The sequence below is a fragment of the Chlorobaculum sp. MV4-Y genome (genome assembly GCF_025244685.1).
GTDB lineage: Bacteria > Bacteroidota > Chlorobiia > Chlorobiales > Chlorobiaceae > Chlorobaculum.
On sequence record NZ_CP104202.1, the window covers coordinates 1,070,957 to 1,085,192 of the forward strand.

Below are 14,236 nucleotides of genomic sequence, written 5' to 3' on the forward strand. Positions count from 1 at the left end.
TTCAAGAATGGGACGAATAGGAGTTATGGGAAAAAAACGAAAAAAATTTTCTGTTCTTCTTTCTCTTCAATTCATAATTCTTTATTCGCCCTTTGTAACCACGCACATTCCTGGTTCCAGTTCGTTCGGGGGGTGGGTCACCACTTTTTCACCTTCGCGGAGGCCGCTGAGCACTTCGGCCATATCTGCGCCCCTCATGCCGATCTTCACCTTGCGCACTTTTGTGCGGCCTCCGTCGATCACGAACACCTCCCCCAGCCACCATCGCCTCTGAAAAGGGCGCTCACCGGCACGCGGAGCACGCGGTCGGCTTTGCTGGTCACGATCGTCGCCTGGATGCGGAAGTTGTCGCCAAGGCGCGGCTCGGGCTTTTCGAGCATGGCGATGATGTTGACCCGCTTCTCCTCGATGCCAAGCGCGGAGACCTTGGTAAAGGCCGCCGGCTCGATTCGCTTCACCACCCCGGCAAGCGCTCCAACGCCGCCCCAATCCTCGACCCAGACGCGGTCTCCCGGCCTGACCCGCACGGCGTCCGAGGAGAGCACCTCGATCACCACTTCAAGCAGCCCCGGATTGCCGATCTCGACCAGTGGCGTTCCGGCGGGCACAACGCGCTCGTTCTTTTCGATGATGCGTAGCACCTTGCCATTGACCGGCGAGCAGACATCCACCGCCTTGCTGGCGATTCTGGCATCGATGCGGGCCGCCGGCTGCCGTGGCCTGCATCGATGCCGCCCTGACAGCCGCCGTTGCAGCATGGGCCTCTTTTTCAAGCACCGATGCCTCCTCGGTGGCCAGCTCGCTACTCTCCTTCGACACCGCGCCTTCGCTGAACAATCGCTCGTAACGTCCGGCTTTCAAGCGAAGGCCTGAGTGAGCCGCACTGAAGTTTCGCGCTGCGTGCTCACCAGCCGCTGGAGCATGATGTTGAGCAGGAACACCGCGATAGCGAGAAAGATGGTCGGCAGCACGGTAATCTCCATGCCGAGAATGCGGATTTCGTCGCCGATGAAGCGGTCGGAGAGCTGCTGGTCGCGCCCGTACGCGCCAAGCGAACCGTAGCGCGAAAACATCCGGTCGAGCTGGCGGATCACCTCTTTTCCGGACGCGCCGTGCGTGAGCGTCAGCGACAGATCGTTGAACGCGCCGGTCATGTCGAGCGCCGAAGCGAACGCCTTATGACTCATCCAGAACACCCCGAACCGCCGGTTATCGGGGAAAAACGCCCCCGGCTGCACCTCGTAAATGTACTCCGGCGAGAGGCCGACGCCCACGATCAGCAGCCGCTTCCAGCGCCCGTTGATGACCGCCCCGATGTGGTCGCCGGTTTTCAGACGATTGGCCGTCATGAAGGGCTTGCTGGCGATCACCTCCTCCGGCCTCGACGGGTCGAGCATCCGCCCATCGGCGATGAAAACGTCGTTCAGCGCAGGCTCTCCCCGATCAGGCAGAGAGACGAGCTGCGCCGTAGCCGGTTCGTCGAGACCGGGCACATCGAGGGTCACGTTGGTCACAATGCGCGGCGCGACGGTCGCCACACCCGGAATACACCGCACCGCTTCGAGCGTGAACTCCGGCGCGCGCTTGAGCTGCATGAAAAGATCAGCGAACCGGAAGCGGCTGTAGTAGTCGGCCCGCGTCATTTCAAGCGAATACTTCACTTCACATTGCTCATCGACACGAACATAGCCATACCGCACGCCACCACCGCCGTGACAGCTAGCATCTGCCCCTTCATGTGCAGAAGATCACGGAGCAATTTCCGGTTGAGCTGCCTCATGAGCCGGACGCGTAAAGATTCAGCGCAAAAACACCTTCACCTTTTCTGAAAGTTATCAACACACGGCTTGCAAAAAAACGCTTTCCGTTCAGTGGCGAATGAACGGACAAAATCGGCTCGAAAACAGACGCCCCCTGTTGTCAAATAATTTTAAGAGCGACATTACCCTGATCTCTTACGGCTGGATAAACCGGATGGTAAAATGTAACTTTCAAGATGTTCGATGAAAATTTCCAGAACCCAATACCAAGGCAGAAAATCCAATGACGAAAGACGAAAAGCAAAAGCTTTACACGGTTCGCTGGTATGCGCGCGAACGCTGGGGGGACACAAATTCACAGCGGGATGTTCTTGAGCTCCTCACAGAACTTCTCGACCCTGAATCGGCTCCGGATGTCAGACCATCGGTTTCAGCTGGCGGTCAGCATCTGCTCTGGTGCCCTTTCGCGGAAACAGATTTCCCTTCGGCGCAATCACGCGGCAGCTACGCCACAGGCTATCCGAAAGGCGCGGTGGTTCATTTTACTGCCGGACGAAGAAATGGCCTCAAATCGGCGTTGAAATACCAAACCGATCAGGGCTATCTCTATTTCGTTATCGACAAGGATGGCAATATCGGCCAGAATTTCCCGCTCGACTCTTGGGGCTACCACGCCGGAAAAAGCAGTTATCCGGGCCTGAACGGCTGGATAAGCGATGAGCTTGTTGGAATCGAAATCGAGTGCGCCGGGGCGTTGACCAAAGAGGGATCGACCTACAAAACCTGGTTTAAAACGGTTGTCGCCGAGGAAGAGGTTCGGCAGGTCAAAACAAAAACCGACAACCAGCAAGCGGGTTACTACGAAAAATATACAAAGGAGCAGGAAGAGGCCTTGACGCGCCTGCTACTCTGGCTCCATAAAAACAACCCGGATGTATTCAGTCTGGACTATGTCGTCGGTCACGATGAGGTCAGCCCCGGAAGAAAAAATGACCCCGGCGGCTCTCTTTCCATGTCGATGCCAAAGTATCGTGAATTCCTGAAACGGCAAGCAGGGTAGATTATTTCCTCAGCAGGTTAAAAGGCTCAAACAGCAGAGGCTGTCTCGGATTGACTTTCGCGACAGCCTCTGCTGTTTTCTCCCGCAAGCGGACGAGATACGAAAAAGGGGGCGCTATATTTCCGGGCTTGCCGATAATTATGTATTTTTAATGTTGTAGCTTCTAATTCGTGTCTGAAAAAACAGTGTATTCGCGCTGTCAGAAAACGGAAGCTGTTCTACCTGAAATCTTCATTCCCATCGAGAGCTGTAATGAACAAGCAGTTCTGATCCGATAGTTATACAACAGAATCACTGTTTCGCTCAGCCTGCTTCAAACGTGTAAGTCTCTTTTTTTAAAGAATTACATCATAATAGTTTTTCTGATCGTCTTATTTCGTTTCTGTCTTTCAATGCTTTTTTCCTTGACTCAACCGGAATTTGCTTGAATTTTCTGACCAAAAACCATTTATCAAGGAGGTTATCATGACACAGCCAACGGAACCCGCCCAAGCAGACATGCAATCCAACACGCCTGTGAGTGGCTCCCCGAAACCGAAACCAGCTGTTGCAAACTCGCCATCCGATACACCTCCTGGTGCCAGCCCGAAGCCAAAACCGAACGTTGCAGGCAGACCCTCAAATGCCCAGATCGGTGGCGCGAGACTTGCGCCTTTTGACGCCTACACGCGCTCCGGCGTCGTCGCTGGCAGCACAAAAGCAACGCCTGAAGATCGCGACATGAGATCACGGCCCGTCGCCAAAACAAGAATGCTCAACATCTTCCCTGGCGGCACCCCGAAACTCTGAGAGATGCTTGCTGCTGATGCCGACAATTGTGAGATAATGAGATCAACGACGTAAAGCTATAAATATTTACCCCCTGAGCGGACACTTGAAATTAGCGGATGCTCAGGGGGGAAACTGTTTATGATGAGTGCGATTAAATAAATGCTAAGACAGCATTTATTAGTGAAAAAAATATTTTTTTAATATTTAAAGTTTTTAACCGTTGCGATAAAATCCAATAAATCAGGATGTGGTTTAAACCACTCTCCATTCAATCTGATACTAGCAAACTTCTCATGTAAAGTCTTTTCTTCATCCCTTGAACCAGGCATCGTTGCCAGCACTTGAAGTTTATGGGGATGCCCCGTCTGAAGGGTCTTCAACCTTTTTTCAACCTCACCTGAAGTATATCCTATTTTAATCTCTTTTGTCTCATCTGATTTTATAAAATAAATAGTACCTTTATCATTATTCAATGAAATAATTCCCCATAATTTCAACTGTTTTTCAAGTTCCTCAACATCATATTTACTAAAACCATCTTTTTCAACTAAATTCTCAAGTATTACAGAAGATATATCCCGCAATAAAATACAAGAAAATTCATCCCTCTTCAAATAATCAACACAACATTCTTTATCAAGAACACATAACTCTAACCCTTCTGCATCATACACTAAAACAGCATTATCTAATTCAACTTTTCTCCCACACTCACTGCACCATGCCGATGGCGTAACCCTTTCCGGATACTGCTGAATATATTCAAGCCAAGCTTCTTTAAGAGAATCAATTGCTCCAATACAAGCGCCTTGCTTTTCTAAATATCTTTTAATCTCTTCAAAAAACACCAAATCTCTTGGAAAAGACTTGTCAAGATCAACATCTCTTGCTAAATAACCAATTATGTCTGGGCGTTCTTTTTGAAAAATCAACCATTCATAAAATGATCCTCCAGCAGCATATTTTTTATTCCTCTAATCTTTTCATCATTGATAAAGCTATTAACATCATCACAAAAATCATTAAGTTTACTATCACTTTTTTCAGGTATTACTAAAAGAACATCATCAGCAATTATACACTCTCCTATTTTATATTTTGGCCCACTCCCCAAGTCTGACCATAAAACAGCAACTTCAAGATCATCGCCCTTTAAATGACGATATTTCTTTATCCTCTTCCTCTCTTCTGATATTAGCTTTTTATACAGTTTTTCACCAACATAAGTTCTATCATGAATCTCATTATCACTTACGGATACTACCTTTCCATCCGTTAGCATCCAATTATAAAGAGAGTTAAATACTGATATATTTTCAGGAATCTTGCTAAACCAATCCATTGGCAACATCAAACTTTGAATATTCGGAATTTTTCGAATAATTTCTTGGGGATTACACTTTTTCATTTTCCCGATAAGTATCAATATTTAATTAAATCTCGATCTCTATTCCCTCTTTCTCCACATTCTCTTCACCCCACTCTCACCACGCAAAACCTCGCGGGCTGGTGGAAGTCCGGCGCTCCTTCGGCATCCCACCACGGGAATAATCCGTACCGCCCATTTCCGAGGCTGACGGCGCATTGCAGCATCAGGCGTCCATCGTGGATGAACCGCTCCAGCAGAGCGTATGAAAGCTCCATGCCAAAACCTGCTTCGCTGGTGAAGGACTTTGCCTTACCGTGCCAGTACACTTCCGACGGGGTTTCGTGCCCGGTGGCTCGCTGGCGCGGGACGTCGAAGCGGATGGCGAGCCAGTGACCTTCCGACGTCACCTCGAATTCGAGGTACTGCCCGCTTCCGCCGCCGTGGCCGACGAAGAGTTCCGAGACGCTCGATTCCCATAAATGATCGACAAATGATCCGGCGGGTTCGGAGGAGCGCAGCGAAAAAGCGTTTGCCGATTCGTTGCGCGTTGTCCAGCGGATGAAGGGCTGCTCCGGCGATTTTCGCGCCTCGTCGAGCGATGCGAGCTGCTCGACTTCGACGGCGATCCCCGCAGGAAACGCGACGTCGCGGCAAAAGTAGTCGAGCGCCGGGCCTTGCAGCAGCGTGCGCGGAAAGGCTGCGTCCAAGGCCTCCGGAAAGCGCAACAGGCCCGCCCAGCTGTAGCCGGTGCGCGAAGGCTCGGGTGTCGAGGCGATGCCGCAGGCATCGAGCAGTGCGGTTTCGAAAAGTCCGGCGCACTGAAGTTCGAGTTCAAGCGCGGCACCCGCCTTTTCCCTTGCCTCGGTGCGCATGGCAGCGCAAAGCTTCAGAATGTCGGCAGCCTTCGCTCCGCCAGTGTTGAAGATGAAGTTGGCATGATGATCGCTCACCTGCGCCCCGCCCTGGCGGCGGCCCCGAAAGCCGAGCGCATCGAAAATCTGCCCGCTCGGGCGGCCCGCCTCGTAGCTGTTCTTGAACGTGGAGCCGCAGCTCGGGAAATCGAACTGATGCTTGGCGTCGCGGTCGTCGCCATACTCCCGCATCCGCGCTCCGACGGCTTCTGGTGCGTCCTCCTCGGCAAATTCAAGCATCGCGCCGACCACGATCTCAGGACTCCTCATCAGGCGGGTCTCCTTGTAGCCGAGGAACACCTCCCTGGCTTGACGCCAGCGAACCGCACCACCAAGCCCGACCGTCACAACGCCCCGCGTCACAGCGGAAATTTCGCGTCCGTAGCAGCGCCCGTTCATGCGAACCGTCGCGCCGATGGTTCCCGGCAGGCGGTAAAGCCACTCACCTCCGCTCCGGCCAGCCTGTTGAAGCACGAGAGCCGCGTCGGTGTTCTCGACCCCCGCCTCGCAGAAAAACAGCTCGTCGGAGACCCGGAACATGCGATTCATCGCGTCAAGAACGATCACTGCACCGGGGAATTCCTCATCCGAAAAAAAGCATGTTGCTCCCCTTTCCCGCGATGATGACCGGAAGCCCGAGCTGGCGGCACTGGTCAAGCGCCTCGGCGAGTTCCCCGACACTCCGGGGATGAACGACCCAGCGAGCCTCCCCGCCAATGCCGTAGTAACCAACAGCGGCAAGCGGCATCCGCTCATCGAAAGGACAGGAAAAAAATCGGTTCGGTCATGAATGTATGTATGGTCGGCTTGTTTTAGCGATTGTTCTTGTAAAAACGTTTCAATATAGGTGGCATGGAGCTATCCCTGAAAAAGAGCGCGAAAAAAAGGGCGCTTGACAATATCGGGCAAAATGAAGCAGACCATTGACAGGAAAAGCGCCGAGGGCAATTGCCGCCATTCCGGTGTCGCAAACCTGAAAAGTTCGCGCACAAAGGGCACGCCGATCACGATACCAAGAAAGAACAAAGTCCCACTGGTGACCCACCAGAGCGCTTTGTTGGGAGTCTTCATCGAGCGAAACATGCTCTCGTTCCATGAACGGTTGGAAAAGATGAGACCGAGGTTGCCGATCACGATACCGGCGAACGCGATCATCCGCGATTCACCCTCGCCATAGCCGTTCAGAGTCATCAGGGCGTAAACAGCAAGCACGGCCAGAAAAATCGACAGGCCCTGCACCAGCGAGCGGACAAGCACCTTCCGGCCAAGAAGCGCTTCGTCAAGCCTGCGGGGCGGGCGCGTCATAATCCCCGCCTCTTCGCACTCCATCTCAAAAACGATGCTGCACGACGGGTCGATGATCAGCTCCAGAAAAAGAATGTGCGCCGGCAACAGCGCCAGCGGCCAGTCCAGAAGTGCCGGAATCAAGGACATACCGGCAATCGGCAGATGCACCGAGAGGATGAAAGCCATCGCTTTCTGCAAGTTGTCGTAAATGCGGCGACCCATTCTGACCGCACGGACAATCGAATCGAAATGGTCATCCACCAGCACCAGCGATGCGGCCTCCCGCGCCACATCGGTGCCTCGCGCGCCCATCGCAATGCCGATATGCGCCGCCTTGAGCGCGGGAGCGTCGTTGACGCCGTCACCGGTCATGGCCACCACGTCGTTGCGCTTTTTCAGCGCCTGCACGATGCGCAGCTTCTGGCCCGGCTGCACCCGGGCGAATGTCGATGTCGAGGCGATCCGATCATCGAGCTGACGCTCATCCATGCTTTCGAGCTCCGGACCGCTGATGAGATGCTCCGTCTCCGGCAGACCGATCTCTTCGCCGATGCGGCGCGCCGTGGCCGGGTAGTCGCCGGTAATCATGATCATGCGCATCCCGGCATCCCGGCACTCCTTCAGGGCCTCGGGAACCCCTGCCCTGACAGGATCTTCGAGGCCGAGCAGGCCGACAAAGGTAAAGTCGTAATCGTGCTGCTCTTCGGGTAAAGGGTTCTTGCCGAACAGCGCCTTGGCCACGCCGATTACCCTCATGCCATCCGAAGCGAGCTGTTCGACCGCCGCCTGAAGCGCAGCAAGCTGTTCGGAGTCAAAATGGCAAAGATCGAAAATTGCCTCGGGCGCGCCCTTGGCGGCAATCACCATCTGGTTGCCGGTTTTCGAGCGCCACACGTGTGACATGGCGAGCAGATGCTCCGATAACGGGTACTCCTTCAGCAGCTCCCAGTCACGGTGCAGATGCTCCGTATTGGCCAGCACTCGCTCGCCGAGTTCACGCATAGCTTTTTCCATCGGATCGAACGGATCGGGCGGACTGGCGAGAATGCTGTATTCCACGGTTTCATGCACCGCTTCGGGCAAGCCCGCCGCACGGCCGTCGAGGTCGTAGAAACCGCCACCGGCATGAATTTTCCTGACGCTCATCCGGTTTTCGGTCAGGGTACCGGTTTTGTCCACGCAAAGCACCGTGGCCGCGCCAAGGGTTTCAATGGCTGTCAGCCGCCGGGTCAGCACGTTGTGGCGTGAAATCCGCCATGCGCCAATAGCCAGAAAGATGAGCAGAACCATCGGAAACTCTTCCGGCAGCGTGGCCATGGCCAGCGTCAGGCCGGCAAGAATACCGTTGAGCCAGTCGTGCCTCGTCAGGCTGTAGGCCACCGCAACGATAATGCAGAGCGCGACGCTGTAGATGCTGATCGTCCGCACGATACGGCGCATCTGCTTCTGGAGCAGCCCCTCTTCGGGCTCCAGTCCGTGAAGAGCCGCGCCGATCATACCAATCCGGGTGCGTAAACCCGTCTCAAGCACGCGCGCCATGCCCCGCCCCTTGACCACCAGGGTACCGGAATAGACAAACGAGCGCTCCTCTTCTTCAGGAGTCATCACACCGGATTCTTCTGGACGAGCCGCTTTGCTGACAGCGAAAGACTCTCCCGTCAGCAGCGATTCGTCGGTGCTAAGACCGCTCGAAAAAAGCAGGACGGCATCAGCAGGCACGCGATCCCCTTCGGCAAGCAGAATGATGTCATCCCGCACCACCTCACGCCCCGCAATGCGCTGCTGCCGCCCGTCGCGAATTACCAAGGCTCTCGGGCTGGTCAGGTCACGCAACGTTTCGAGCGCCCGCTCCGTCCGGTTCTCCTGCACAACAGCGATGAAAATCATGACCACCACGAATCCCAGCAGCATGAGAGCATCTTCCATACTGCCGAGCAGAAGATAGATCAGTCCGCAGGCAATCAGCATGAGAAACATGGGTTCACGAACCACGTCAATCAGCATGGCCACCCATGACCGCTTTTTCGACGAGGGCAGTTCGTTCCACCCGTCTCGCTCAAGGCGCACCCTGACCTCAGCCGCCGAAAGCCCGGAAGGCATTCCGTTCAGTTCCGCATCCATACCACTGCTTTGCAAGATTATAGAACCAACTAAAAGATAATGAGCGGAAAGAGAACTGACGAGGCTGTATGGGCGCAAAAAAGCGATGAAAAATGACAAATGAGAAGCGCGGCGGGAAGATGATACACAAAAGCGGTAAAAAAGGAGACTAAGGGCGAAAAAAGGTGCTTGTAAGCCCTCTCCCGTGCCCTTTATCTCCTTTACGAATTTCTGCCAACAGGGCTCAGTTGGCCGGAGGATTGTTCTTGGTGAGAATACCGTCCTGAACCATTTTGTCGATCATCTTGCTGAGCTGGTCCTGGATGCGGATCAGGGCAGGCAGCGAAAGAGCGAGCGTCGCGTTTGAACGAACGTTGGGCTCTTTGTCTTTCTCGACAGAGGTGACGTTGACAAGATCAAAACGAACGACACCGTCAACGAGAATCATGTTGGCGATACCATCGGCATAAATGGTCTGCATATCTTTTTCCTCCAGGTGAATAGGGTTTGAGTTTTCCTGATACTTGATACTGCAAAAATCAGTGTGCTAATATACGCAAAGTCATTGCGGTGGCCTAAAAAGGCGGTAAAAAAACATGCATACTTTGGACAAGCCACCCAGAGAAAGCCGCTTCAGGAGCCTTCCGAATAACGGAAGCACTCCTGAGAAATGGCTAAATACTCAATCCTGATGCTGGTTCAGAACACTGTGGTGGCGTCCGTAGATGAAGTAGATGCCGAATCCGATGACCAGCCAGATGATGAGCCGCCACCAGTTTTCGGCGGGCAGCGAAAACATGAGCAAGAGGCAGGTCAAAATTCCAGCGATGGGCACGAAGGGCGCCAGCGGCGCTCTGAAAGGGCGCTCGGCCTCCGGATTGGTGCGGCGCATGATGAGCACGGCGGCGCAGACCACAACGAAAGCGAAAAGCGTACCAATGTTGACCAGCTCGGCAAGCAGCCGCAGCGGCAAGAACGCGCCAAGAATGGCAACGAATATACCGGTGAGGATGGTCGCTTTCCAGGGCGTCCGGAACTTCGGATGCACCGCGCCGAAAAACTCTTTTGGCAAGAGGCCATCACGCGCCATCGCCAGAAAAATTCTCGGCTGACTGAGCATCATGACCAGCAGCACCGAGGTGATGCCCGTGATGGCTCCGAGCGAAACGAGGAACTGCGCCCAGCCGAGGCCGACCTGCTTGAAGGCGTTGGAGACCGGCGCGTCGATGTTGATCTCTTGGTACGGCACCATGCCGGTAATCACCGTCGCCACGCCGATGTAGAGCACCGTGCAGATGATGAGCGACACGATAATGCCGATTGGCACGTCACGCGCGGGGTTCCGCGCCTCCTCGGCGTGGGTCGAGATCGAGTCAAAACCGATGTAGGCGAAGAAGATCATCGCCGCCCCGGCAAGCACGCCGACCGGCGCTCCGCCCGGCCCGGTCTGGCCGAGAATGGTGTGGCCAAACACGCTCAGTCCCGAAAAGCCGAATGGCGCGAAAGGATGCCAGTTTGCCGGCTTGACGTACTGCGCGCCGAGCGCGATGACCAGCAGCACGATGGCTACCTTGACGATGACCATCGCTGTGTTGAACCCGGCGCTTTCGCGAATCCCCTTGACCAGAATCACCGTCACAATGAGGGCGATGATAACCGCCGGAAGGTCGAACATCGAGCCGGTCAGCACCAGCGAGCCGGTTGCCGGATCAAAGTCGAGCGGCGCTCGCGAGAAGATTTCCGGTATGTACAGGCCGAATATGCCTATGAAATCCTGAAAGTAGTGTGACCATCCATGCGCCACCGTGGCCGATGCAACGGCGTATTCGAGAATGAGATCCCAGCCGATGATCCAGGCGAAAAGTTCGCCAAGTGTGGCGTAGGCGTAGGTGTAAGCAGAACCGGCGACCGGGGCCATCGAGGCGAACTCGGCATAACAGAGCGCCGCAAAAACGCAGGCCAGCCCGGCAAGAGCAAAGGAGAGCGTCACAGCGGGGCCGGCCTTGTCATGGGCGGCCACACCGATGAGCACGAAAATACCGGTACCAATGATCGCGCCAACCCCAAGGCTGGTCAGCGCCAAAGGTCCGAGGACACGGTTGAGCCGGTGCTCGCTTTTCATCTCTTCGAGCAGCAAGGAAAGCGGCTTTTTTCTGAAGCTGTTTTTCACGGGCAAATGTGCTTTTGGTTGAAAGAAAAGCACCCAGAAGGGCAAGGCGGAAAAGGCAAAAACTTTTGAATATACAGAGATTTTCCCAGATTTTTCCTCAAAGTCTGCCACTTCTGATCAGCCATTTAACCACTTCGATGACCGGCACTATGGTCAGTGCTCCGCATATCACGATCAGCCAGTCATGCGGTGGCATCGCAAAGGGACCAAAAGGCACGGTCAGCACAGGCATGTAGATGATCGCCGCGAGCATGACCAGCTCCCAGATGATTGCGAGGTTCAGCCAGCGGTTCGTAAAGGTGTTTTTGAAAACGTGCTCCTTCTCCGAACGGAAGTTGTACGCCTTGAAGAACTGGATCAGCACAAGGGAGACGAAGGTCATGGTCATCGCCTCTGCGAGGGATCGCCCGGAGTGACGCGCCCATTCGAAAAGCACCAGGTTGACCAGCGTTGACCAGAGTCCGCCGGCAAGCATCAGGGCCATCACCGGGCGGGTAAAAATACCCTGCTTCCGGTCGTTGGGCGGACGCTGCATGATGCCGGGCTCGGCCGGATCGACGGCGAGGGCGAGTGCCGGAAGGCTGTCGGTGGCGAGGTTCACATAGAGAATCTGCACCGCCGTGAGCGGCAGCGGAATACCAAGCAGCGTTGCTCCGGCCATGAGACCGAGTTCGCCGATGTTGGAAGAAAGCAGGTAGGTGAGATATTTTTTGATGTTGTCGTAGATGCCACGCCCCTCCTCGATGGCCGCCACAATCGTGGAAAAGTTGTCATCAAGCAGCGTCATGGCCGATGCCTCTCGCGACACCTCGGTGCCGGAGATGCCCATTGAAATGCCGATGTCCGCCTTTTTCAGCGCCGGAGCGTCGTTGACGCCGTCGCCGGTCATGGCGACCACCTCGCCCCGTTTCTGCAGTACCTCGACGATGCGCAGCTTGTGCTCCAGCGAAACCCGCGCGAACACCTCCACGCTTCCGGAGGCCTCGCCAAGCGCACGCTCGTCCATCGCCTCGATCTCCACACCAGCGAGGACCCGCCCCTGGCGAAGGATGCCGAGCTCACGCGCCACAGCTTTGGCCGTCACCGGATGGTCACCGGTAATCATGACGGGCCGGATGCCCGCGGCGACGCAGCGTCCCACCGCCGCTTTTGCCTCGTCGCGCGGTGGATCGATCATTCCGGCCAGACCGAGAAAGGTGAGACCATTCGATGCCTCCGCAGCGCCCGCGCTCTCTTTGCGGGCAATGGCAATGCCCCGGAGGGCGTCATGCCCCATCAACTCGACCTTTTCGAGGATATCTCGACGCGCGGAATCGCCGAGCGCTTCGGGTTTTCCGGCACGATCGAGCAATTGCGAACAGGCAGGCAGAATCACCTCCGGCGCGCCCTTGACGATGGTGAAGGTCGCGGCCTCCGCGCGGTGAACCGTCGCCATCCGCTTCGTTTCGGAAGAGAAGGGCTCTTCGCCGATTCTCGGAAAACGCTGCCGCAGATCGCGCTCGTCAAAGCCCGCTTTCCGCGCCGCGACGACGAGCGCAGCCTCGGTCGGATCACCGGAAATCATCCACTCCCCCTCCGGCAACTGGCCGAGCGTGGCGTCGTTGCAGAGTGCTTCGGCTTGCAGCGACTCACGCACCGGCGGCTGCAACTCGCTGGAAACGCCATCAATTGTCATCTCCCCCTCCGGACGGTAGCCCGAACCGGCCACGCTGACATCGACTCCGGCAGTGTAGAGGCGGCGGACGGTCATTTCGTCGCGGGTCAGGGTTCCGGTTTTGTCGGAGCAGATGACCATGGTACTGCCGAGCGTTTCGACGGCGGGCAGGCGGCGCATGAGCGCGTTGCGCTTGACCATGCGCTGAACGCCAAGAGCGAGCGAAATGGTGACAACCGCTGGAAGCGCCTCCGGCACTACCGCCACGGCAAGCGCAATGCCGAAGATGAGAATGTCGATGAAGGGCTGGCCGCGCACGATGCCAAGCGCTACGATCACCGCCACGATTACGAGGGCCGCCCGGGCGAGCGAAGCGCCCACCTTGTCGAGATTTTTCTGGAGCGGCGTCTTCTCGCTCTCGACCCGCTGCAACATTCCGGCGATGCGCCCAAATTCGGTCTGCATCGCGCCGTGGCGGTCACGATGGCGAGACCGCGTCCATGAACCGCCGAGGTGCCCGCAAAGAGCATGTTGCGCCGGTCGCCGATGGCAGTCTTCGGCGCCAGTGTGACAGCAGAATCTTTTTCGGATGGCAGCGACTCGCCGGTCAAGGCCGCCTCGTCCATGCGCAGTTTCACCGCTTCGACGAGACGCGCGTCCGCCGGAATGCGGTCTCCGGCAGCAACTGCGATGAGGTCGCCCGGCACCAGTTCCAGGGCCGGAACCATCTGTTCACGACTGTCGCGAATCACCCGAAAAGCCGGAGCGGCCATCTGCCGCAACGCCTCGATCGCCTTTTCTGCGCGATACTCCTGGACGAAGCCAAGCAGCACGGCAAAGAGCACGATCACGGCGATGGCGACCGCTTCGACACCGTGGCCGAGAAAGGCCGAGAGCACCGTGGCGATCAGCAGGGTGACGATAAGGACGTTTTTGAACTGCTCGGCGAGCAACTTCTATGGGCTGGCGGATGGCGCGCTTTCGAGGCGATTGGGGCCGTAGCGTTCCAGACGGACAGCGGCCTCTTCTTCCGAGAGTCCGCTGCGTGAAGCACCAAGCTGATCGAAAAGCTTTTCGATGGGTTGGATATGAGAGGCTTCCGGCATGGCAACAACCGTTTATGTCAACAAGGTCGAGAAATAGCGGATGCTCTC

11 protein-coding genes and 2 pseudogenes are annotated in these 14,236 nt (G+C 55.8%); 2 read left to right on the plus strand and 11 right to left on the minus strand.

Annotation, left to right across the window (positions count from 1 at the left end; translation table 11 throughout):
- Positions 1 to 81: 81 nt before the first annotated feature.
- The 3 genes and pseudogenes from NY406_RS05175 to NY406_RS05185 form a co-directional block, all read right to left on the minus strand.
- A complete protein-coding gene (locus tag NY406_RS05175) occupies positions 82 to 243 on the minus strand; it encodes a hypothetical protein (protein ID WP_260633665.1) in 162 nt (53 codons plus the stop codon).
- Positions 240 to 758, minus strand: a complete 519-nt coding sequence (locus tag NY406_RS05180) for an HlyD family secretion protein (protein ID WP_260633666.1) — start codon at positions 756 to 758, stop codon at positions 240 to 242. The genes NY406_RS05175 and NY406_RS05180 overlap by 4 nt, the downstream gene beginning before the upstream one ends.
- Before the next feature lie 132 nt (positions 759 to 890).
- Positions 891 to 1,780, minus strand: a pseudogene (locus NY406_RS05185) (ABC transporter permease); the annotation flags it as partial.
- Positions 1,781 to 2,043: 263 nt separating this feature from the next.
- On the opposite strand from NY406_RS05185, the gene NY406_RS05190 reads away from it, so the two are divergent.
- Both NY406_RS05190 and NY406_RS05195 read left to right on the plus strand, forming a co-directional pair.
- Entirely contained in the window at positions 2,044 to 2,820 is a 777-nt protein-coding gene (locus NY406_RS05190) for an N-acetylmuramoyl-L-alanine amidase (protein WP_260633667.1), read from the plus strand.
- Positions 2,821 to 3,285: 465 nt separating this feature from the next.
- Complete coding sequence (locus NY406_RS05195; RefSeq protein ID WP_260633668.1) at positions 3,286 to 3,609, plus strand: hypothetical protein; 324 nt, start codon at positions 3,286 to 3,288, stop codon at positions 3,607 to 3,609.
- Positions 3,610 to 3,788: 179 nt separating this feature from the next.
- Here the strand turns inward: NY406_RS05195 and NY406_RS05200 are convergent, their stop codons facing one another.
- The 8 genes and pseudogenes from NY406_RS05200 to NY406_RS05235 all read right to left on the minus strand — a co-directional run bounded on the left by NY406_RS05200 (position 3,789) and on the right by NY406_RS05235 (position 14,188).
- Positions 3,789 to 4,523, minus strand: coding sequence for a YozE family protein (locus NY406_RS05200; RefSeq protein WP_260633669.1), 735 nt, complete (start codon positions 4,521 to 4,523; stop codon positions 3,789 to 3,791).
- On the minus strand, positions 4,520 to 4,999 hold the full coding sequence (locus NY406_RS05205) for a hypothetical protein (protein ID WP_260633670.1): 480 nt from the start codon (positions 4,997 to 4,999) through the stop codon (positions 4,520 to 4,522). Before NY406_RS05205 ends, NY406_RS05200 begins: the two co-directional genes overlap by 4 nt.
- A gap of 65 nt (positions 5,000 to 5,064) precedes the next feature.
- Positions 5,065 to 6,438 (minus strand): UDP-N-acetylenolpyruvoylglucosamine reductase, encoded by a 1,374-nt coding sequence (locus NY406_RS05210; RefSeq protein WP_260633671.1) that lies wholly within the window; start codon positions 6,436 to 6,438, stop codon positions 5,065 to 5,067.
- Between the two features lie 16 nt (positions 6,439 to 6,454).
- Complete coding sequence (locus tag NY406_RS05215; protein ID WP_260633672.1) at positions 6,455 to 6,619, minus strand: FAD-binding protein; 165 nt, start codon at positions 6,617 to 6,619, stop codon at positions 6,455 to 6,457.
- A gap of 110 nt (positions 6,620 to 6,729) precedes the next feature.
- Positions 6,730 to 9,279, minus strand: coding sequence for a cation-translocating P-type ATPase (locus NY406_RS05220; protein ID WP_260633673.1), 2,550 nt, complete (start codon positions 9,277 to 9,279; stop codon positions 6,730 to 6,732).
- 223 nt (positions 9,280 to 9,502) lie between these two features.
- On the minus strand, positions 9,503 to 9,739 hold the full coding sequence (locus tag NY406_RS05225; protein ID WP_260633674.1) for a hypothetical protein: 237 nt from the start codon (positions 9,737 to 9,739) through the stop codon (positions 9,503 to 9,505).
- Between the two features lie 201 nt (positions 9,740 to 9,940).
- A complete protein-coding gene (locus NY406_RS05230) occupies positions 9,941 to 11,428 on the minus strand; it encodes an amino acid permease (RefSeq protein ID WP_260633675.1) in 1,488 nt (495 codons plus the stop codon).
- Between the two features lie 97 nt (positions 11,429 to 11,525).
- A pseudogene (locus NY406_RS05235) lies at positions 11,526 to 14,188 on the minus strand (cation-translocating P-type ATPase).
- Positions 14,189 to 14,236 lie beyond the last annotated feature (48 nt).

What these genes read in the sequence shown, in the direction of transcription:
- NY406_RS05180 (WP_260633666.1), bottom strand. Translation starts at nt 758, where the DNA reads ATGCTGCAACGGCGGCTGTCAGGGCGGCATCGATGCAGGCCACGGCAG.
- NY406_RS05190 (WP_260633667.1), top strand. Translation starts at nt 2,044, where the DNA reads ATGACGAAAGACGAAAAGCAAAAGCTTTACACGGTTCGCTGGTATGCG.
- NY406_RS05195 (WP_260633668.1), top strand. Translation starts at nt 3,286, where the DNA reads ATGACACAGCCAACGGAACCCGCCCAAGCAGACATGCAATCCAACACG.
- NY406_RS05205 (WP_260633670.1), bottom strand. Translation starts at nt 4,999, where the DNA reads ATGAAAAAGTGTAATCCCCAAGAAATTATTCGAAAAATTCCGAATATT.
- NY406_RS05215 (WP_260633672.1), bottom strand. Translation starts at nt 6,619, where the DNA reads ATGCCGCTTGCCGCTGTTGGTTACTACGGCATTGGCGGGGAGGCTCGC.
- NY406_RS05220 (WP_260633673.1), bottom strand. Translation starts at nt 9,279, where the DNA reads ATGGATGCGGAACTGAACGGAATGCCTTCCGGGCTTTCGGCGGCTGAG.
- NY406_RS05225 (WP_260633674.1), bottom strand. Translation starts at nt 9,739, where the DNA reads ATGCAGACCATTTATGCCGATGGTATCGCCAACATGATTCTCGTTGAC.